Source organism: Flagellimonas sp. 2504JD4-2 (genome assembly GCF_053642935.1).
This window is the reverse complement of the sequence record NZ_JBSIOV010000002.1, coordinates 930,772-950,829: the sequence shown is the minus strand read 5'-3', so window position 1 is coordinate 950,829 and position 20,058 is coordinate 930,772. Positions and strand designations below refer to the sequence as shown.

At 40.7% G+C, this 20,058-nt stretch carries 18 protein-coding genes; 7 read left to right on the top strand and 11 right to left on the bottom strand.

Annotated elements, in window-relative coordinates:
* Positions 1-87 precede the first annotated feature (87 nt).
* The 5 genes from ACULLH_RS11010 to ACULLH_RS10990 all read left to right on the top strand — a co-directional run bounded on the left by ACULLH_RS11010 (position 88) and on the right by ACULLH_RS10990 (position 5,139).
* A complete protein-coding gene (locus ACULLH_RS11010) occupies positions 88-1,125 on the top strand; it encodes a M28 family metallopeptidase (protein ID WP_454088787.1) in 1,038 nt (345 codons plus the stop codon).
* Positions 1,126-1,209: 84 nt separating this feature from the next.
* Positions 1,210-1,887, top strand: a complete 678-nt coding sequence (locus ACULLH_RS11005; RefSeq protein WP_454088786.1) for an SDR family NAD(P)-dependent oxidoreductase — start codon at positions 1,210-1,212, stop codon at positions 1,885-1,887.
* A gap of 68 nt (positions 1,888-1,955) precedes the next feature.
* Positions 1,956-2,579: a SprT-like domain-containing protein gene (locus ACULLH_RS11000; protein ID WP_454088785.1), complete on the top strand. Its 624-nt coding sequence runs from the start codon at positions 1,956-1,958 to the stop codon at positions 2,577-2,579.
* 19 nt (positions 2,580-2,598) lie between these two features.
* A complete protein-coding gene (locus ACULLH_RS10995; protein ID WP_454088784.1) occupies positions 2,599-3,678 on the top strand; it encodes a mannose-1-phosphate guanylyltransferase in 1,080 nt (359 codons plus the stop codon).
* 3 nt (positions 3,679-3,681) lie between these two features.
* On the top strand, positions 3,682-5,139 hold the full coding sequence (locus ACULLH_RS10990; protein ID WP_454088783.1) for a DUF389 domain-containing protein: 1,458 nt from the start codon (positions 3,682-3,684) through the stop codon (positions 5,137-5,139).
* 56 nt (positions 5,140-5,195) lie between these two features.
* On the opposite strand, the gene ACULLH_RS10985 is transcribed toward ACULLH_RS10990, so the two are convergent.
* Positions 5,196-5,963 (bottom strand): ABC transporter ATP-binding protein, encoded by a 768-nt coding sequence (locus ACULLH_RS10985; RefSeq protein ID WP_454088782.1) that lies wholly within the window; start codon positions 5,961-5,963, stop codon positions 5,196-5,198.
* Positions 5,963-6,700: an MlaE family ABC transporter permease gene (locus ACULLH_RS10980; RefSeq protein WP_454088781.1), complete on the bottom strand. Its 738-nt coding sequence runs from the start codon at positions 6,698-6,700 to the stop codon at positions 5,963-5,965. Before ACULLH_RS10980 ends, ACULLH_RS10985 begins: the two co-directional genes overlap by 1 nt.
* A 119-nt stretch (positions 6,701-6,819) precedes the next feature.
* Here ACULLH_RS10980 and pafA point away from each other — a divergent pair, with 119 nt between their 5' ends.
* Positions 6,820-8,496, top strand: a complete 1,677-nt coding sequence (pafA, locus tag ACULLH_RS10975) for an alkaline phosphatase PafA (RefSeq protein ID WP_454088780.1) — start codon at positions 6,820-6,822, stop codon at positions 8,494-8,496.
* 20 nt (positions 8,497-8,516) lie between these two features.
* On the opposite strand, the gene ACULLH_RS10970 is transcribed toward pafA, so the two are convergent.
* The 6 genes from ACULLH_RS10970 to gcvP all read right to left on the bottom strand — a co-directional run bounded on the left by ACULLH_RS10970 (position 8,517) and on the right by gcvP (position 16,886).
* Positions 8,517-9,497 (bottom strand): 2-hydroxyacid dehydrogenase, encoded by a 981-nt coding sequence (locus tag ACULLH_RS10970; protein ID WP_454088779.1) that lies wholly within the window; start codon positions 9,495-9,497, stop codon positions 8,517-8,519.
* A 114-nt stretch (positions 9,498-9,611) separates the two neighbouring features.
* The gene (locus tag ACULLH_RS10965) at positions 9,612-11,099 is read right to left on the bottom strand and encodes a serine hydrolase domain-containing protein (protein WP_454088778.1); all 1,488 of its coding nucleotides are present in this window, start codon (positions 11,097-11,099) and stop codon (positions 9,612-9,614) included.
* 92 nt (positions 11,100-11,191) lie between these two features.
* Positions 11,192-12,037, bottom strand: a complete 846-nt coding sequence (locus ACULLH_RS10960; RefSeq protein WP_454088777.1) for a glycosyltransferase — start codon at positions 12,035-12,037, stop codon at positions 11,192-11,194.
* A gap of 50 nt (positions 12,038-12,087) precedes the next feature.
* Positions 12,088-12,636: a methyltransferase gene (locus tag ACULLH_RS10955; RefSeq protein WP_454088776.1), complete on the bottom strand. Its 549-nt coding sequence runs from the start codon at positions 12,634-12,636 to the stop codon at positions 12,088-12,090.
* 174 nt (positions 12,637-12,810) lie between these two features.
* Entirely contained in the window at positions 12,811-13,869 is a 1,059-nt protein-coding gene (locus ACULLH_RS10950; RefSeq protein ID WP_454088775.1) for a 3-oxoacyl-ACP synthase III family protein, read from the bottom strand.
* A gap of 164 nt (positions 13,870-14,033) precedes the next feature.
* Positions 14,034-16,886, bottom strand: coding sequence for an aminomethyl-transferring glycine dehydrogenase (gene gcvP, locus ACULLH_RS10945; RefSeq protein WP_454088774.1), 2,853 nt, complete (start codon positions 16,884-16,886; stop codon positions 14,034-14,036).
* Positions 16,887-17,012: 126 nt separating this feature from the next.
* Between gcvP and ACULLH_RS10940 the strand changes: the two genes are divergently transcribed.
* On the top strand, positions 17,013-17,837 hold the full coding sequence (locus ACULLH_RS10940) for a hypothetical protein (RefSeq protein WP_454088773.1): 825 nt from the start codon (positions 17,013-17,015) through the stop codon (positions 17,835-17,837).
* A gap of 229 nt (positions 17,838-18,066) precedes the next feature.
* On the opposite strand, the gene ACULLH_RS10935 is transcribed toward ACULLH_RS10940, so the two are convergent.
* The 3 genes from ACULLH_RS10935 to ACULLH_RS10925 all read right to left on the bottom strand — a co-directional run bounded on the left by ACULLH_RS10935 (position 18,067) and on the right by ACULLH_RS10925 (position 20,056).
* On the bottom strand, positions 18,067-18,621 hold the full coding sequence (locus tag ACULLH_RS10935; RefSeq protein WP_454088772.1) for a sigma-70 family RNA polymerase sigma factor: 555 nt from the start codon (positions 18,619-18,621) through the stop codon (positions 18,067-18,069).
* Between the two features lie 119 nt (positions 18,622-18,740).
* Entirely contained in the window at positions 18,741-19,661 is a 921-nt protein-coding gene (locus ACULLH_RS10930; protein WP_454088771.1) for a TIGR01777 family oxidoreductase, read from the bottom strand.
* A 2-nt stretch (positions 19,662-19,663) separates the two neighbouring features.
* Complete coding sequence (locus ACULLH_RS10925) at positions 19,664-20,056, bottom strand: hypothetical protein (RefSeq protein ID WP_454088770.1); 393 nt, start codon at positions 20,054-20,056, stop codon at positions 19,664-19,666.
* Between the last annotated feature and the right edge of the window lie 2 nt (positions 20,057-20,058).

The following is a 20,058-nucleotide window of genomic DNA, read 5'->3' as shown; positions in this document are numbered from 1 at the left end:
TTAAACGTTGTCCAATACCAAATATAATTTCGAAGCATCCTTTTAGGATGCTTTTTTTATCTTTAAAAAATTCAAAAAACGGACGTGATGAAAAAACTAAGCTATGCCTTCGGAATCTTATTTGCCATAGGATGCGGCTCAACTCAATTGGTGGAGACCAATACCACTACTGCTTCTGTATCGGGACCGGATGGTGTGAAAGGAAAAGTGGTTCAAACTGACTCCGATGCAACAGTCAAGGCTTCCGAAGAGGGTTTCACCAATGCCGAACGTGTTGGTGATATTATGAACTATTTGGCCTCGGACGACCTAAAGGGACGTGATTCTGGTAGCGAGGGCATAGAAATGGCGGCCAAATACATCAAAAACTACTTTACGAGCTACCAAGTCAAGCCTTATTTTAAATCCTATTTGGATACGCTTACCAACTTTAAAAAAACCTCCTACAATGTGGTTGGGGTTGTTGAAGGAAATGACCCAGAATTGAAAAATGAATACATTCTGATCGGTGCACATTATGATCATATTGGGACCATTGCCCCGGAAAATGGAGATTATATTGCCAATGGCGCGAATGACAATGCTTCAGGTACCACAACTGTAATGGAATTGGCCCGCTATTTTGGAACTAAAAAGAACAATAAAAGAAGTTTGATTTTCGCCCTTTTCAGCGCTGAAGAAAAAGGATTATTGGGTTCGGAACATCTGGCAAAAAAAATGAAGGAGCAAGACCTAAATTTATATGCGATGCTCAATTTTGAAATGACAGGAGTTCCTTTGAATGGTAAGGACTATTTTGTGTATATCACGGGTTATGAAAACTCTAATTTGGCGAAGGTGAGCAATGCTTATGCCAAGGAAAATTTGGTTGGATTTTTACCAACAGCAAAGGAGTATAATCTTTTTCAGCGTTCGGATAACTACCCATTCCATAAACAGTTTGGAGTGCCATCGCATACCTATTGCACTTTTGACTTTACCAACTTTGCGCACTATCATAAGGTAGGTGATGAGGTAGAACTTATGGATTTGGAGCATATGGCCACTTTGGTAAATAAGATGATTCCTGTTTTGGAAGGAATTGCCAATGCACCAACACAGGAAATCAAAATTACTTCAAAATGATGTCATCTTGAGCTTGTCGAAGGACCTTCGAGGTAGGACTTTAAAGGGTTCCTGATTTCACGGGAATTACATAATAAACGAAATATGGCAAACATCATCATTACAGGGACCAGCAGGGGAATCGGGTTCGAATTGGTACCGCTTTTTGCAAAAGAAGGACATCAGGTTTTGGCGTTGTCCAGAAATGCACAGCCTGTTGTTGACTTGAACCTGTCCAATGTGCATGCTTTTCCTTTCGATTTGTCCCACCCGAAAGACTATGATAGAGTTGGCGATTTTCTTCAACAATGGGACAAGGTGGACGTATTGATAAATAATGCTGGAAGTTTGTTAAACAAGCCATTTTTGGAAACCTCACCTTCGGAATTTGAAGCTGTTTACAAAGTAAACGTGTTTGGAGTTGCCGAAATGACAAGAACCGTGGTGCCCAAAATGGGTAAGGATGGTCATGTTGTAACCATCAGTTCTATGGGAGGGGTACAGGGAAGTGTAAAATTTCAGGGACTTTCGGCCTATAGTTCAAGCAAGGGAGCGGTAATTACTTTGACCGAACTTTGGGCGGAGGAATTTAAGGAAACCGGTCCCAGCTTTAATGTCTTGGCCATCGGTGCGGTACAAACGGAAATGCTGGCCGAAGCATTCCCAGGATACCAAGCTCCTGTAACTGCACTGGAAATGGCTTCGTATGTCAAGAATTTTGCGTTGACAGGCCATAAACTTTATAATGGAAAGTTACTACAAGTGAGCAACAGTACACCTTGACTTTATCATGGTCCAATTTATTCCGTTAGCGAGTTTCTTAATGCATAAAAACATCTATTTTCGTTTGAGTGAATACCACCTTACAGAAATACTTGCCTGAACGTGCCGTAGATTCCTGTTTTGAATTGATCAAAACGCATGGAGTGCATCTAAAAGTGGTAAACCATCGGGTTACCAGACATGGTGATTACCGAAGATTGCCTAACGGCTTGCACCAGATTACTGTGAATGCCTCACTGAACAAATACCGTTTTTTGATTACGTTGATCCATGAGATTGCACATTTAGTGGCCTTCGAAAAATATGGTCGACGAATAAAACCCCATGGCCTGGAGTGGAAACGCACTTTTCAGCATTTGATGATTCCCTTTATACGTCCAGAGGTGTTCCCCTCACAATTGTTACCGGGAATAGCGAATCATTTCAAGAATCCAAAAGCAAGCAGTAGTACCGATGCGCGTTTGTCAATTGCTTTAAAGGCCTTCGATGAAGAAGAACGCAAAAACAGCTATGTCTATGAATTGCCCCAAGGGAGCACTTTTCGATTGTACAATGGCAAACTTTTCAAAAAAGGAAAAAAACGGGTAAAACGGTATGAATGTGTGGAATTGGCATCTGGCAGACTATATTTGTTTCAACCAAATGCCGAAGTGGAATTGATTAGGGATACACCGATTGAACCACCTTTTTAATAAAGAGAAATAGGATAAAATGAATAAAAACTATTATGCAATACTGATGGCAGGGGGAGTTGGATCCCGGTTTTGGCCAGTGAGTACATCATCCAACCCCAAACAGTTTCACGACATGTTGGGCTCTGGAAAAACCTTGATCCAAAAAACCTTCGATCGCCTTAACCGATTTATTCCTACCGAAAATATTTTGATTCTTACCAATGAGCGCTACAACGATTTGGTTTTAGAACAACTACCTAAGGTGAAACAAGATCAAGTAGTATTGGAACCGGCCATGCGTAATACCGCCCCTTGTATTTTGTATGCATCCCTTAAAATTCAGAAGATGAACCCCAATGCGGTGATGATCGTTGCGCCGAGTGATCATTGGATAGAGGATGAACAGGCTTTTGAAAATGATGTTAAAGCATGTTTTGATAAATGTGAAAAGGAAGAAGTCCTGTGTACACTGGGTATACAGCCCTCGTTTCCCAATACAGGTTTTGGGTATATCGAATTTGAAAAAGGTAGTGACGAAAACCTTAAAAAGGTGTCCCAATTTAGAGAGAAACCAGACTACGAAACTGCCAAAGAATTTTTAGCTCAGGGTAATTTTCTTTGGAATGCCGGAATTTTTATGTGGGGAGTGGATACGATCGTAAATGCGTTTAAAAACTATCAGTCCGAACAATATGCTCTGTTCGAGCAGGGACTTTCTTGTTACAATACCGCTGAGGAACACGATTTTATAAAGGAAAACTATCCTAAGGCAGAGAACATCTCCATAGATTATGCTATCTTGGAGAAATCCAAATCCATTTACACATTACCCGCAACCTTTGATTGGAATGATTTGGGTACTTGGGGTGCCTTGTACGACAAGTTGGATAAGGATGAAGAAAAAAATGCAGTTGTAAATAGTCAGACACTATTGCAAGATGCCAGTGGAAATATGATTCGATCCTCAAAGGGAAAAATTGTAGTGATTGATGGATTGGAGGATTATATAATTGTGGATAAAGAAGAAGTACTGTTGATCTACCCAAAATCGAAACAACAGAACATAAAAGAAGTGCTTAACCAAGTAAAAGAGAAATTTGGTGACCAGTATGCTTAAATTATGAGCGAACATTTATTTGCAGGGGACGAAAACTCTCCAAACCAAGATAGCGGGGACGAGGTAAAAAAAGATTTCAAGGGGCTTTTGGGCAGTGTTCGAAAGTTTCTTTCAGAACTGTTGGAGATTCGATCGAATACAGATGCCGCAGCTACCAAGGAATCGATTATTGAGGATATTCCGTTCAAAGGGCACACCTCTTGGATTCTGGTCTGTTCTATTTTTATAGCTTCTATTGGATTGAATGCCAATTCCACAGCGGTTGTCATTGGAGCGATGTTAATCTCTCCTCTAATGGGTCCCATTTTGGGGATGGGATTGTCCCTGGCAATTAACGATATTGATACCTTGCGCAGATCTCTTAAGAACTTTACCGTAATGGTAGTCCTGAGCGTACTTACGGCCTATCTATTCTTTGCTATTTTTCCTTTGCGGGATGAATCTTCCGAGCTTTTGGCGCGAACCAGGCCCGATATTCGAGATGTTTTGATTGCATTTTTTGGTGGTCTTGCTTTGGTAATCGCAAGAGCCAAAAAGGGAACCATAGCCAGTGTTATTTTCGGTGTTGCGATAGCCACAGCACTTATGCCTCCCCTGTGTACAGTTGGATTCGGTTTGGCAATCGGAAAACCGTGGTACGCGGCGGGAGCTATGTACCTGTTTATCATAAATACCATATTTATCGGTCTGGCCACATTTTTGGTAATCAAATTTTTGAGGTTTCCCATGGTGCGTTATGCCAATTCGCAACGCAGGCGATTCATTGCACGCGTGGCTTCCATTACAGGTATTTTGGTGATGGTCCCTGCGGGATTTACTTTTTACCAAGTTTTTCAGGAATCCCTATTCAAAAAGCAGGCCCAGGAATTCTTGGGGAATACCATTGAAGTGTATCAATTCAATGCCTCGGGAAGATATGTGGATAATCTTACAAAACTGGAGTTTAACAGCGATGGAGCTTCCCTCATAGAACTGGTTTGTATGGGAGACGAGTTGATTCCAGAGAATGTTATCAATACCTGGCGTGTCCAAAAAAATGAGTTTTCCCGATTAAAGGATGCCGAATTCCGAATTTTACAGGGAGGAAAGGACGATTCGGAGGAAAAATTCAACTATGTCAGCGAGCTGTACGAGAAAAACAAGGCGGAACTTTTAAATAAAGATGAACAGATCAGACTTCTGGAGGAAGAGGTAGCTACGTTGACCAAAAATGCTGGAAAGCAAATTCCTTTCAACAATATAAGCGCGGAAGCACGAGCCAATTATGAGAATATTGAAGGTTTAGGTTTTTCGTATCAAATACAGACCGACTTTAAAAAACAGGATACCGTTCCCGTTTTTGAAGTAAAGTGGAAAAATGGGATTAGACCAAACCAAAAGGAGGTAGATGCCAAAAAAATGCTGGCCTGGTTAAAAGTTCGACTTCAGGATAGCACCATAGTCATGAAAGAAGCGGATTAAATCTCAGTTGTCAGATATCAGACATCAGAAATCTGAGCTCTGATATTGGATATCTGTTAATTCCGTTCCTCGATATACATTTGACGTACCTTTTTAAAAAGCTCGGAAGAATACACAAAATTGGTTACTGCTTCATTATCCGTTTTGAAGATTTCCTTGTTGGTGCCTTCCCATTCCTTAAAGCCATCTTTTAAGAAGATAATTTTTTCCCCAATTTCCATTACCGAGTTCATGTCATGCGTATTGATGACCGTGGTAATATTATATTCTTTGGTAATCTCCTGAATCAAATTATCGATCAGGATGGCAGTTTTTGGGTCCAATCCGGAATTGGGTTCATCACAAAACAAATATTTGGGATTCATAACAATCGCTCGGGCAATGGCGACCCGCTTTTGCATACCCCCAGAAATTTCAGAAGGAAACCTGGTATGGGCATCAACTAAGTTTACCCGTTCCAAAACAAAATCGACACGGTCTTGCATTTCGGCCTTGGATTGGTTGGTGAACATACTCAACGGAAACATTACGTTGCCCTCAACGGTCATGGAATCGAAAAGCGCGCTTCCTTGGAATACCATACCCATTTCTTGTCGTAGATCACGTCTTTGGTCTCTGGATAACTCAGAATAGTATTGGCCATTGTAGCAAATATTTCCCTCTTCGGGCTCAAAAAGACCTAACAAACATTTTAAGAAAACAGTTTTTCCAGACCCACTTTGCCCAATGATAAGGTTTGTCTTGCCTTGATCAAAACGTGTGCTGATTCCCTTCAGCACATGATTGTCTCCAAATGATTTGTGTATGTTTTCTACCTCGATCATTACCCCAGCAAAAGTTGTGTTAGAATATAGTTTACAATAATAATCACAACACTGGTCCAAACAAATGCTGTGGTACTGGCCTTTCCTACCTCCAATGCCCCACCTTTCATATATAATCCGTGAAACGAAGGTATTGTAGCAATGATAAAGGCAAAAACAACGGTCTTGATGAAAGAATAGGTTACATGGAAAGGAATAAAATCCAACTGAAGTCCTTTTACAAATTCACCGCTTGGGGCGTATCCTCCAAAAGCACCGGCAATCCATCCACCCAAAATACCTACATACATTGCAATGGCGACGGCAAAGGGATAGGCCAACATGGCTATGATCTTGGGAAAAACCAAATAATTGACCGAATTGATTCCCATCACCTCCAGAGCATCAATTTGCTCTGTGACCTTCATCGTGCCAATACTCGATGTGATATAGGAACCCACCTTTCCGGCCATGATGATTGAAGTAAAAGTCGGTGCAAATTCCAAAATCACGGACTGCCGCGTGGCAAAACCTATAAGACTCTTCGGAATCAACGGGCTATTGAGGTTTAATGCAGTCTGAATGGTGACAACACCTCCAATAAAAAAGGAGATGAATATGATGATACCCAAAGAACCAAAGATCAACTCATCGATTTCCTTTAAGATAAGGGATCTCATGATTGGCCATTTGGTTGGTTTTTTAAATACTTCCCATATCATGATGAAGTATTTTCCAATCGCTTCAAGGTAGTTCATGCACCAAAAATTGACTTGCGGCCATAAAAATAAGAATATTGATGTGCTTTTAACCATCATTTAAATTATTTAAAGAGGATAATTGAATAGTTTTGTCGTCGCTAAGTCAAATACAATCCATGAGAAAAATTACGCTGTTACTTGCTGCATCACTGTTCTTGGCTATAAATCCAGCCACAGGTCAGCGCAAGGCAAAAAAGGCACCACAACCTCAACCGCAACCTCAAGAAATTGCCCAGTCGCCAAAATTAGTAGTGGGAATCATCGTAGATCAGATGCGATATGATTACCTGACCCGCTTTTGGAACCACTATGGCGACGGGGGCTTCAAAAGATTGATCAATGATGGATTTAATTGTAAGAACCATCATTTTAACTATGCCCCGACCAAAACGGGACCGGGCCATGCATCGGTCTATACCGGAACCACACCGGCCACTCATGGCATCATTGGGAATGACTGGTATGACAAAATCTTGGACCAAGAAGTTTATTGCGCTTCTGATAACAATTATAAGTCCGTGGGAACGACTTCGGAGGCGGGGAAAATGTCACCGCATCGTATGTTGACCACAACCATGACAGATCAATTGCGATTGCATACCCAAAATAGAGGAAAAGTTATCGCCGTGGCCTTGAAAGATCGGGGTGCGGTACTACCCGGCGGCCATACGGCCAATGCTGCTTATTGGTTTGAAGGGGGAGATTCCGGACAATGGATCAGCAGTACGTATTATATGCAAAGTTTGCCTCAATGGGTGGTGGATTTTAATACATCTGATAGGGTAGAGGCCTATAAAAAGCCATGGACAACTTTAAAGGATATTTCACTATACCAAGAAAGTGGGCTTGATAATAACTCCTATGAAGGTCTGTTCGAAGACGAAACTGCTCCGGTCTTTCCACATAGCACGCCCAATCTATTGGCCAAGGACCGGGATTTTGAAATTCTTAAGTACACTCCATATGGCAACAGTATTACCATGGACTTTGCTTTGGCAGCGCTTGAAAATGAAAATTTAGGTATGGATTCCACAACCGATTTTTTGGCCATAAGTTTTTCGAGTACGGACTACGTTGGACACAAATATGGTGTGAACTCAAAAGAAATACAGGACACCTACCTACGATTGGATGTTGACCTAGCACGATTGTTGAATCAACTTGATGCAAAGGTTGGTACAGGGGAGTATACCGTGTTTTTGACCGCTGACCATGGGGCGGTACATGTTCCTTCGTACTTGAGAGATCAAAAACTTCCTGCTGGATATTTGGATTTGGATGGTGTGCGGAACAAATTCCTGGTGTATGTAAAATATCAGTATGGCACAACCGATGTGATAAAACATCTGTCGGATTCACAAGTCTTTTTGGACCATAAGATCATTGCCAATTTGGATATGGACCTAAAAACGGTTCAAGAAGATATCGCTATGGAACTTTTGGGCTATGAGGGGATCAACGAGACCTATACGGCCTATCAACTTTGGCAAAATGAGTACACCGAAGGAATACCCCACTTACTTCAGAATGGATGGAACCAAAAGCGCTCTGGGGATGTACTGCTCGTGAAACAACCTGGATTTGCGCATTACCACTCAACAGGGTCCACTCATGGATCACCTTTGATGTATGACACCCATGTACCCCTTTTGCTATACGGAAAGGGAATAAAAAAGGGAAGCACGGTAGTAAGAACCGAAATCCCGGATATAGCACCGACTATAGCAGCCTTATTGGGAATTGCATTTCCAAATGGTAATACTGGGGAGCCTATTGCCGAAGTGCTGGATTGAGGAAAGCGTTCCAAATGTAATTAGAGCACTTTCGGATTAACTATATAAGGTACTTTCTTTTCCTTGTAAAAACTGATGATGTTGGTAGCGCCCATTCTTGCCATTTCATTTCTGGCAGTAATGGTCGCAGAGCCTATATGAGGCAGGACACACGCATTTTCCATGGTTAACAGAGGGTTGTCTGGTTGCATAGGTTCTGGATTGGTCACGTCTAGGCCAGCACCCCATATTTCCCCAGAATTTAGTGCATCGATCAAATCTGTTTCGTTGTGGATTCCTCCACGTGCCGTATTGATAAATAGGGACGAGGGCTTCATTTTATCGAAAACGGATTTGTTGAACATGCCTTTGGTTTCAGGAGTTAGCGCGCAGTGCACTGAAACCACATCACTTTTGGATATCAAGGTGTCAAAATCGACCAGCTGGGCTCCCAGTTCTTTTTCGGCTTTTTCATTGGAACTCCTATTGTGATATAGAATGTCCATGTCATAAGCTCCTTTACACCTTGTGGCCATGACCATTCCGATTCGGCCTAATCCGACAATTCCAAGTGTCTTGCCCTTTAATTCAAGTCCCAAATTCCCCACAGGATCAAAGGAACCCCATTGACCATTCTTTATTTTTTGGTTCATAAAGAACATCTTGCGGGCCGTGGCAATCATCAAACCAAATGCGATATCCGCAGTGGCTTCATTCATGGCATTGGGAGCATAACCTATGGGAATGCCCAATTTGGTGGCCTCATCGATATCAATATTGTCATAGCCAACCGCAAATTGGGTGATAATATCCAAATGGGAGCATGCATTCAGGAAATTATTGTCAATCTTGTCCGTTAGCGTGCAAAATAAGGCATCGCAACTTTGGACCGTTTCAATCATCTGGTCATATGGCATGGAATCCTCTTTATCCCAAGAGACCACTTCGAAACCTGCATCTTGTAAAAGTTGTGTGGCCAGTTTGGGAAAAATTCGTGAGAAGAGTACTTTTTTGTGGGCCATGTCTTTTTTGGTTGGATTGGTGGCTAAAGGTATTGACTAAAACTTTTATATAACCCCATCCAGCACTATTTTAATACGAAATCTCTTCTTGTTTTGATAACAAAGGAATGGAACTTAATGAGGGTTTTGTTTGGTAGAGTTCTTTCCGAGTTTGACAAAATTTAAGTTGTCAAAATTGAAATCATCATTGGGAATATCCAATGTAAACCCTTCAATACTTTGATCTTTACCCAATTGAAATATAACTTTACCTATTGGCAAGAATTCATCTTTAAATTGTACTTTGAAAGCCGATTCGTTATGAAAATAAAGATGTCCAGAGAGCATTTTTTTACTCGGCAACAATTCCAATATCCCCATTTCATTTGCCCTTTTTATTTCAGCGATACCATAGACGTCATCCTTATATAATCCAACGTATTTTTCGAAATTGTCAGGTAGATTGGGTTTGTGATTGATAGTTTTTGGTGTATCCCAGGAATAATTGAAATAGGTAAAATATTTTCTATTATCGGACCAATCCACCTTTTCCGGATGGGCAATATAGCTCGATATCATACCAACAAGTCCTTCGTTGATCATTGTAATTTTATTGGTCAAAACAACAATTCCAATCTTATGTGCAGGAAAGAAGGCCATTATGGATTTATACCCTGGCATGCCTCCTCCATGGTATAGCACTTTTTGCCCCTCTTCATAATCAACGAACCATCCGAAACCATAACCGGAAGGGGATTCATTGTCCAGTAATATTTTTGGACTTGTAATAGTTTGAAATGTTTGTTTTTTTAAGATTTCATTTCCATTCCACTTTCCTTCATTAAGACACATCTGGAGCCATTGTAACATATCATCAATGGTTGAGTTGATTGAACCTGCGGGGCCTGCATTGTCAGTACTTCTCGGAGTGATGGATTTGTTTGCGATATGAGGGTGTGCATAATTGGATGCTGCTTGTAATTCTATAAGCGAAGTAGAGCTGGCATTCATGTTCAAAGGGTTGAATATCTTGGTTTTTACAAAGTCATCCCAGCTTAAGCCACTTGCGTTTTCCACTATTTTACCAGCAACCAAATACATAACGTTTTGATAGCCAAAATCTAAACGGAAATCTTCTTTGATAGGGTAGTATTGTATTTTTTCAATGATTTCATCCCTTGAATAATCCGTGGAATACCATAATAGATCGCCATCGAAGGCCCTAAGTCCAGATCTATGACTTAATAGGTCTCCAATAGTTATTTCTTTGGTTATCCAGGGGTCGCTCAACTTAAAAGAGGGCAAATACTTCACAACTTTATCATCCCAGCTTAGTTTGCCTTCATCAACAAGCATACCTAAACATGTTGCCGTAAACGCTTTGGTGCAGGAAAGTATAGGGAAGACAGTTTGTGATGAAACGGGAAGTCCATTGTCAATCTTGGTTGTTCCATATCCCTTTTTAAATAAAACAGTATCGTTGTGTACAACCCCTATGGCAATTCCGGGTATGCGATATTCATTCACCAATTTGGAGATGTAATTGTCTAATGAATCTATTTCCAATGACTGGCTTACCAACCAACATGGTAGAAAAAGAAAAATATGAACTAAGTTTCTCATATCGGTTTTATTATTGCTGATCCGTGATGATTGAAAGTAAACTTAATCAAATTTAGAAAAGTCCAATGTACATAATCTAATGGCGAAGCTAGTTAGGAGATTTTGGAAAGAATACCTTTCCAGCGGTATTTTCTGATAAAAGCGCCTTCTTTTTTTGTTACAAATCGAGGTGTACGACGAATCAATCCGCCTAAATAACCTAAAATGGTCTGAAAATATAAGCTTGGACTTTTGGCCTGCCACGCCATTTTTAACGCGGCTATTTTCATCAAAATGATATCATAACGCATCTTGTAAAGCGCTTCCCCCTTGGAGCGATAGCTCTTTTTACTGTAGCCATGTCCCGTTGGTCGTAAATGCTTTACCTGTAGCGATGGATCGGTCAGGGTTTCAAAATCGTGGAATTTCGCCAGTAATACATCCACAGTGTCCCATCCGACTCCTGGTCGCAGTCCACCAATTTCGTCAAAGCACACTTTATGGTATAGTTTGATGGGACCACGAATATGGTTTTTGTCAGCGATGTCCTCGTAAACCCAATCCAGACCTTTTTCAATATGAAGTAGGCCCGAACAGATACCCAGTTTCCAGTTGGATTGAAAGTGGTTTACCATCGTTTCAAAATAATTTGGGGGAAGAATAATATCAGCATCAAACTTTCCGATTAAATCGTAATTTGAGGCTTGGGATAATCCAAAATTAAAGGTATCCACCACCTTTTTCCCTGGAATATGCTCGTTGGATGACTTTCGTTGGAATACTTTGATCCATTCGAACTTTTGGGCATAGTCCTTGGCAATTTTAAACGTGGTGTCGCTCGAATTATCGTCCACAATAACAAGCTCACTTGGAATACGGGTTTGGGCCACAAAGGAATCGAGACATTTGGCCAGAAAAGCCTCCTCGTTGTGTGCGGGAATGATAATGCTGATATTCATTCAAAAAAATTCCAAAAAAACAAATTACAAATTCCAATCATAATTTCCTGTTAATTGGAATTTGATGCTTGTGATTTGGAGCTTCTTTCCGCGTAAACGATATAATATCTGTTGGTAAAAAGTCGCAACAAAGGCCTTATGCCAATTTTCTTGGCTGGATTGGTCCATTTGGCTGAATCCATGACCTTCCATCCTGCTTTTTCAAGGAGCCAATCGAACTGCCAATCCTCGAATTCATGGTAATGACGGTCCCATGGGTCCGTTTTGCTTCGATAGGCAGAAGAAAACCATAGCCGCATTGGAATACTTGCCACCAATTTATGTGCCTTTATTTCACGAAGTACATTAAAAGGGGCCACCAAGTGCTCAAAAATCTCAAAAGCAGTGACGACTTCCGCATTTGATGTGGAAACTATATCAAAATTGACATCCAAATCCTCGCCACCCGTGTTTTCCACTTTATATCCTTTGGATTTCATGATTTCTGCAAACGGATTCTCCACGCCCAAATCCAAAATAGACTCTGAGAGCTTAATGTGCTTTTGTAAAAATGCTAAAGTGAGTTTGTATCGTTTGTTCGGAAAGTTGTTCTCGTACATTGGTTAAAATTCCAAAAATCAAATTACAATTCCTAAAATTTTTATGAATCAAGACATGTGGAGGATTATGTCAGTTTAAAGATTTGACTCGAATTTCACGAATTGATACAAATGGTTGATGTTGCTCAGTTGCGGAATAGGAATCTATCTCCTTTGGAATTTGGGGTTTGTCTTTTAGATTTTGTAAACAATGGCGTTGATGTTCATTCCGGCACCAACACTTGCAAAGATAACAACATCTCCCTTTTTTACTTCATGGTCATCCAGTTCTCCCTTACGAACCAAATCATACAAGGTAGGAATGGTAGCTACCGAGCTGTTGCCCAATTTATGAATGCTCATAGGCATTATATCCGCTGGTGGTTGTTGTCCATACAGCCTGTAAAATCTTTTTATTATGGCTTCGTCCATTTTTTCATTGGCCTGGTGGATAAATATTTTTTTCACTTCTTGGATATCCACGCCACTTTCGTCCAAACAGTCTTTCATGGCCTGAGGGACATAAGTGCAGGCAAATTCATATATTTTTCTACCGTGCATTTTTATGTAACGGGTGTTGGGGCAACCATCATTTTTATAGGTTTTGTCGAAAAATAGATAGTATGCCTCACCATTGGCATGAGTTACCGATGCGTGACTCAATATTTCACCAGAAGTACCATCACCTTCAATAATTGCTGCTCCGGCCCCATCAGAATAGATCATACTATCCCTATCATGTTCATCCACTACTCTGGAAAGTGTTTCTCCACCTATGACCAAGCATTTTTTGGCCAATCCACTTTTGATAAATGCATACGTTTGAACAACACCTTCAATCCACCCGGGACACCCGAATAACATATCGTAGGCTACACACTTGGTATTTTTGATTTTTAGCAGATGCTTTACCCTCGTAGCGAGGCTTGGCAAGGTATCTCCTTGAACCTTTCCGGAGGTTACGTCCCCAAAATTGTGTGCAAAAATGATATAATCCAGTTCTTCCTTGTCTATTCCGGCATCTTGTATGGCTTTTTCTGCGGCTAAATACCCCAGGTCAGAAGTGTTTAGGTCAGGTGATGCATAGCGTCGTTCCAAAATACCGGTAATGGCCTTGAATTTTTCAATGATCACTGCATTTTCATAGTTAAATCCGGTTCCATCAGTCTCTAAAAATTCATGGTCCAAGAAATCTTCATTTTTGGTTACGACGGATGGAATATAGCTTCCGGTTCCAGTGATACTTATACGCATTGTTAAGGTTTTGATGATTTAAGATAATCCTGGTTTCTCGATTTGTTATGCGTGCCGAATATTACCTACGACGTTCAAACTTGTTTTTATAAATTCCACAACTGCAAAAAGCCTTGAAATTGGATTGAAATCAAGGCTTTTTATCAATGTATATGCTTCTTCGGCTACACTTCAGCGTATGCTTCGATTGGTGCACATGTACAGATTAAATTACGATCCCCAAAGGCTTCGTCCGTCCTACGAATTGAAGGCCAAAACTTGTTTTCTCCTACAAAATCCAATGGGAATGCAGCTTTCTGTCTGCTATACGGAAAAGTCCAATTATCGGCAGTAACCATCTCGAGGGTATGTGGTGCATTCTTTAGCACATTGTTTGCATCCTCAGAACTCGCCTCATCGATTTCCTCCCGAATGGAAAGCATCGCTTCGCAGAACCTGTCCAATTCGGCCAAACTCTCACTTTCGGTAGGTTCAATCATTATGGTTCCTGCTACAGGAAAAGATACTGTGGGAGCATGGAAACCATAATCCATAAGTCGCTTGGCAATATCAATTACCTCAATCCCATGGACTTTAAATGGTCTACAATCTATAATCATCTCGTGCGCGGCACGTCCTCGCTCACCCGTATAAAGCACATCAAATTTTCCTTTGAGTCGGTCTTTGATATAGTTGGCATTTAAAATGGCCACTTTTGTCGACTCAGTCAAACCTTCAGCTCCAAGCATTTTTACATATCCGTAGGAGATCAAACATGCTAGGGCGCTTCCCCAAGGTGCGCCCGAAATGGCTGTAATTGCCTTTTCGCCCCCAGTGCTAATCACCGGATTTGAAGGTAGAAAAGGTTTTAATTGCTCTGCAACGCAGATAGGACCTACTCCTGGACCTCCACCGCCATGTGGAATTGCAAAGGTTTTGTGTAGATTTAGGTGGCATACGTCCGCACCAATGGTGGCCGGATTGGTCAATCCAACTTGTGCGTTCATGTTGGCGCCATCCATATAAACCTGCCCGCCATGTTCATGAATCAATTTAGTAACCTGAACGATGGAAGATTCAAATACCCCATGTGTTGAGGGATAGGTAACCATTAAAGCAGCTAAATTTTCAGAATGCTGGATGACTTTGTCGGTCAAATCCGCAACATCGATATTTCCTTTATCATCAGTTTTGGTTACAACAACCTTCATACCCGCCATAACTGCAGAAGCCGGATTGGTTCCATGTGCAGAAGCAGGAATGATGCAAATGTTGCGATGTCCTTCACCCCTGGATTCATGATAGGCCCTAATGGTCATTAGCCCGGCATATTCACCCTGCGCGCCAGAATTGGGCTGCAATGATGTTGCTGCAAAACCGGTTATCGTGGTCAATTGCGATTCGAGCTCTTTTAATGCTATCTGATACCCCTCGGCCTGATTTAATGGCACAAAGGGATGGATATTCCCCCAATTGGCCCAACTTAAGGGCAACATTTCGGAGGCGGCATTCAATTTCATGGTACAACTGCCCAATGAAATCATGGAATGGTTCAACGCAAGGTCTTTTCGCTCCAACTTTTTGATGTAGCGCATCAATTCGGTCTCGGAATGATAGGAATTGAACACTTCGTGTTCTAGGTACGCCGATTGGCGCTGCAATGCCTTTGGAATTACCTCTTCCATATCGGAAGTGTTTGAAGCTTCCTTCCCAATTTTCTGGGATTCTTTAAAGCAGGAAACCAAAAGTTCTCGGTCATCATCCGAGAAAGCCTCGTTCAACGAAATGGATACCAGGTTATCATCGACATAATTGAGATTTATGCCTTTACTTTCTGCAACTTCCTTTAATTGTGCTGTATTGTCAACCCTGACCTTAATGGTATCAAAGAAGGAAGTGTTTAGTTGTTCCAGTCCCAAGGAGGTCAAACTTTGGGCCACCGCTTTTGTGTGGTTATGGACTTTGTCAGCAATATATTTTAAACCTTTTGGACCGTGGTAGACGGCATACATACCTGCCATTACGGCCAATAGTACTTGTGCGGTACAAATGTTGGATGTTGCCTTATCCCTTTTTATGTGCTGCTCCCTGGTCTGGAGCGCCATACGAAGGGCTCTATTGCCATCAGTATCCTTGGTGACCCCTATAATTCTGCCTGGAATACTTCTTTTGTATTCCTCTTTAGTGGCAAAAAAGGCCGCATGAGGACCTCCATATCCCAAGGGAATACCGAAACGTTGTGTGGTGCCCACGACAACGTCTACACCCCATTCACCGGGAGGGGTAAGCAAAACCAAACTTAAAATATCAGCAGCAACGGCAACTTTTATCTCGTTGGCTTTCGCGTTTTCTACAAATCCCGCATAATCATTGACCTGTCCATGTTTGCCAGGATATTGTAATAGCGCACCATAATACTCTGATGAAAAATCAAATTCTTCATGGTTTCCAATAACCAATTCAATGCCTAAAGGAATGGACCTTGTTTGAAGCAGGCTTAACGTCTGCGGCAATACTTCCTCAGACACAAAAAACTTGACCGTGCCATTCTTTTTTTGCTGTCTTGAACGGACATCAAATAACATGGTCATAGCCTCAGCCGCGGCAGTACTCTCGTCCAAAAGCGAGGCATTGGCCAACTCCATTCCGGTAAGGTCGCTGACAGTGGTTTGGAAATTTAGCAAGGCTTCCAATCTTCCTTGGGCAATTTCCGCTTGATATGGGGTATACGCGGTATACCAACCGGGATTTTCCAGGATATTTCTTTTGATTACAGATGGTATTAGGCTTTCATGATAGCCCAACCCGATGTACGACTTAAAAACCTTGTTTTTATCCGCCAGTTGTTGAATGTGATTTAGAAACTCATGTTCACTGATTCCCTTAGGAAGATCCAAAGGTTTTTTCAATCGAATTTCATCAGGAATAGTTTCATTAATTAACTGTTCCATAGTATCTACTCCAACGATTTCGAACATCGTTTGTAGGTCGTTCTCGGTAATACCGATATGCCGTAAGGCAAACACATCTGTATTCATAGTTAAATGCAATAAAGTGCACAAAATTAGGGATTAATTCGATGAAATTGAGCAATTTTGAAAGCAGCCACATCAAAGTTGTTAACCAACAATTAACGGATAGGTTGGGAATAGGATTTTTTTGGGATGAAATTATTGAAAAGTATTTTTGATTTCTATCTTAACGCCAGTGTTCATGTGGGTTTGGCGGTTGTTGCTTTGATGCTGGTCACCACACTTCTATTGGGTGTTCCGTTGAATTTTTCGCTTTTTGGGTTTACTTTTTTTGGAACAATTGTGTGCTACAATTTTGTAAAATATGGAGTTGAAGCTGAAAAGTACCTTATAGTTTCGAATACCTATCACAGAAGCATTCAGATTTTCAGTTTTATTTGCTTCATACCAGCACTATATTTTCTGATTCATCTAAACCAGAAAATTTGGCTTACGATATTGGGTTTATCGTTGATCTCCACCTTGTATGCCATACCACTTTTGCCCAAAACCAAAAACCTAAGAAACCTCGGAGGGTTCAAAATTTATATTGTAGCCCTGGTTTGGGTAGGATTTACCGTGTACTTGCCGGTGATAGAGCAAGATGTTCCCATGTCATGGGATATATGGGTGCTGTTTAGTCAGCGCTTTATTCTGGTGTTGGTGCTGCTTCTGCCTTTCGAGATCAGGGATCTAAAATGGGATAGCACCGAATTGAAGACTTTACCTCAAGTGTTGGGGATTGAGCGAACAAAGAAGCTGGGGGTAGTTTTGACCATAGTTGGTTTCCTTCTCACATTTTTTAAAGATGAACCACATCCAGTCGAGATAGGGTCGCGATTTGTTGTAAGCCTAATTTTAATTGGGGTATTCCTTTTCGGGAAGCATATGCAAAAGAACTATCTAGTGTCGTTTTGGGTAGAAGGAATCCCGATTTTATGGTGTGGAATATTGTGGTTGTGCACAGTTTTGACTTAAAGATGTTTCTTCAAATCCTTTTTCATACCCTCTTTATCACTTTCAGACAGGACATTAAGACCTGCTCGATTGCAAAGTGATGTCAAAGCAGTGTTTTGCTTGGTGAATTTTGCGCAAGTTTTACACATAAGAATATGCCAGCGTAATTTAACGATCTGCCAAAAACTTGCTTCTTTATATTGCGATTTGTTACATATTTCTGATGCCTCTTCGCATGTAATCTTCATAACTAAAACCAATTTTGATTCAAACAACCCATAAGAGCGGTTCGAGCTCTATGGATCATCACCCACAGGTTGGACGGATTAATTCCAAGTTCATTACAAATATCTTCGGTACTCATTCCCTGAATGGTCTTCATTTTAAAAACCAAAGATTGCTTTTTGGGCAATTTTGAAATGCATTCTTGAATGGCCAGTCCGAGTTCTTCGTTTTCGATGGAACTGTCACCGTCTTTGCTAAAAGGGTCCGCGACCTGTTCTTCAAGCCAATCACCTTCAGAATCCGAGCTTGCGCTGTAATTGACACGCACCTCTGCTTTACCCTTTTTTGAATTTATCTTTCGATAATAATCGATTACTTTTCTCTTAAGAATAGCTATCAACCAAGTACGTTCGGCAGCATCGCCTTTATAATTTTTGGCCGAGTTAAGGCCAGCATAAAATGTTTCTTGTACTAAATCTTTTGCAATTTCCGAATCGCTTACACGGGCAACCGCATAGTTGAACAGGTAATCTGCATATTGATCTACCCAGTTTTCAGGTTGAAGTTTGTACGCTACCATTTTTTTTTCAAGAAGTACCAAATGTAATGGATTTTAGTTAATGATTCTATGTTTTGTCCATTACAAACGACTTCAAAAAGTATCACGAAAAGTTCATGAAAACAGAATTTAGCTTAATATTATGATTTCCGTCCCAGTAAATCAGCCAAAGCGATTTCTAAAGTACCAAAATCATGTTGAAAACCTGAGTCAAGCAGGATTTGTGGAATTACGTTTCGACTTTTAAGTATTAATTCGGTTTCTGTTTTGATAATCCGAGCACCGATTTCCAATAGGGTTCTACTGAGCGGAATTCCGAAGGAAATACCTATTGTATCTCGAATATTTTCCATTAGAGTCCTATTTGTGGTAGGTTTAGGAGCTACGATATTCACTGGTCCCGAAATATCTTTGTTTTTGATAATAAACATTATACTTTTTGCAAAGTCCTTTTCATGAATCCAACTTACAAATTGATTACCATTCCCTTGTTTACCTCCAAATCCTAATTTTACAAGGTTCGAGAGGGGAGCAAGAGCTCCATTGGATTTTCCAAGAACTATGGATGTTCTTAAAGCCACCTTTCTGGTTTTTGTAGTGTCAAATGAAAAAAGGGCCTTTTCCCATGCTTTTGCGACATCAACTGAAAACCCTGTTCCGATTTCTCCAGTCCTTTCGTCCATTTGTTTGTCAACAGAATGTCTGTAGATGGTCGCTGTTGAGGAATTTATCCATAGCTTGGGTGGATTCTTGGCTTTTTGAATGGCTGCACCAAGGGCTTTGGTGGAATTAACACGTGATGCCAATATTTCCGACCTGTTTTTGCTATTGTACCGACAATCAACAGAATGGCCGGCTAGATTGATAAGGACGTCGCATCCGTCAATTTCCACGGACCATGAGGATAGTGTATTTCCGTCCCATTTGATGAAGCGAATATTTTCATAAGAACGTTGTGGCTTACGACTTAATACTACAATATCTTTTGCATAGGATTTTAGATTTTTAATGAGAATATTTCCCAAGAAACCTGTTCCGCCGGCGATAATGATTTTTTGCATGACTAGCTAACTTTTTTGGGTTCTTTGATAAACTCTCTTGATTTTTTTCTTCCCCTAAAAAACAGGTAAAGATTAAAGAATAGCATCAAACCCAGATAAATGGTGAAACCACCAATTTTTTTGCTGAGAATTTCCATTAGCGTTTGATTGCTCATTTCATAGTTTGCTACATAACCATGGATTTTCATTATGTACAAAGCAAACCCTATGTTGATTAAATAAAACCCGATTTCGAAGAGTTTATTTGTGGCTAGTGCGATGTCATCCTTTCCTTTGAAGATATCGATCATAAATAGCTTTCCATTTTTAAACAAAATTTTGGAAGTGTAGATGGTTAAAGAAATTACTATTGGTAAATAGATGATGTAGCCGATAATGATTTTTGTGTTGTCCATAA

Coding starts and splice junctions, on each gene's coding strand:
- ACULLH_RS11010 (WP_454088787.1), top strand. CDS start 88: ATGAAAAAACTAAGCTATGCCTTCGGAATCTTATTTGCCATAGGATGC.
- ACULLH_RS11005 (WP_454088786.1), top strand. CDS start 1,210: ATGGCAAACATCATCATTACAGGGACCAGCAGGGGAATCGGGTTCGAA.
- ACULLH_RS10995 (WP_454088784.1), top strand. CDS start 2,599: ATGAATAAAAACTATTATGCAATACTGATGGCAGGGGGAGTTGGATCC.
- ACULLH_RS10990 (WP_454088783.1), top strand. CDS start 3,682: ATGAGCGAACATTTATTTGCAGGGGACGAAAACTCTCCAAACCAAGAT.
- ACULLH_RS10985 (WP_454088782.1), bottom strand. CDS start 5,963: ATGATCGAGGTAGAAAACATACACAAATCATTTGGAGACAATCATGTG.
- ACULLH_RS10980 (WP_454088781.1), bottom strand. CDS start 6,700: ATGAACTACCTTGAAGCGATTGGAAAATACTTCATCATGATATGGGAA.
- pafA (WP_454088780.1), top strand. CDS start 6,820: ATGAGAAAAATTACGCTGTTACTTGCTGCATCACTGTTCTTGGCTATA.
- ACULLH_RS10970 (WP_454088779.1), bottom strand. CDS start 9,497: ATGGCCCACAAAAAAGTACTCTTCTCACGAATTTTTCCCAAACTGGCC.
- ACULLH_RS10965 (WP_454088778.1), bottom strand. CDS start 11,099: ATGAGAAACTTAGTTCATATTTTTCTTTTTCTACCATGTTGGTTGGTA.
- ACULLH_RS10960 (WP_454088777.1), bottom strand. CDS start 12,037: ATGAATATCAGCATTATCATTCCCGCACACAACGAGGAGGCTTTTCTG.
- ACULLH_RS10955 (WP_454088776.1), bottom strand. CDS start 12,636: ATGTACGAGAACAACTTTCCGAACAAACGATACAAACTCACTTTAGCA.
- ACULLH_RS10950 (WP_454088775.1), bottom strand. CDS start 13,869: ATGCGTATAAGTATCACTGGAACCGGAAGCTATATTCCATCCGTCGTA.
- gcvP (WP_454088774.1), bottom strand. CDS start 16,886: ATGAATACAGATGTGTTTGCCTTACGGCATATCGGTATTACCGAGAAC.
- ACULLH_RS10940 (WP_454088773.1), top strand. CDS start 17,013: ATGAAATTATTGAAAAGTATTTTTGATTTCTATCTTAACGCCAGTGTT.
- ACULLH_RS10935 (WP_454088772.1), bottom strand. CDS start 18,621: ATGGTAGCGTACAAACTTCAACCTGAAAACTGGGTAGATCAATATGCA.
- ACULLH_RS10930 (WP_454088771.1), bottom strand. CDS start 19,661: ATGCAAAAAATCATTATCGCCGGCGGAACAGGTTTCTTGGGAAATATT.
- ACULLH_RS10925 (WP_454088770.1), bottom strand. CDS start 20,056: ATGGACAACACAAAAATCATTATCGGCTACATCATCTATTTACCAATA.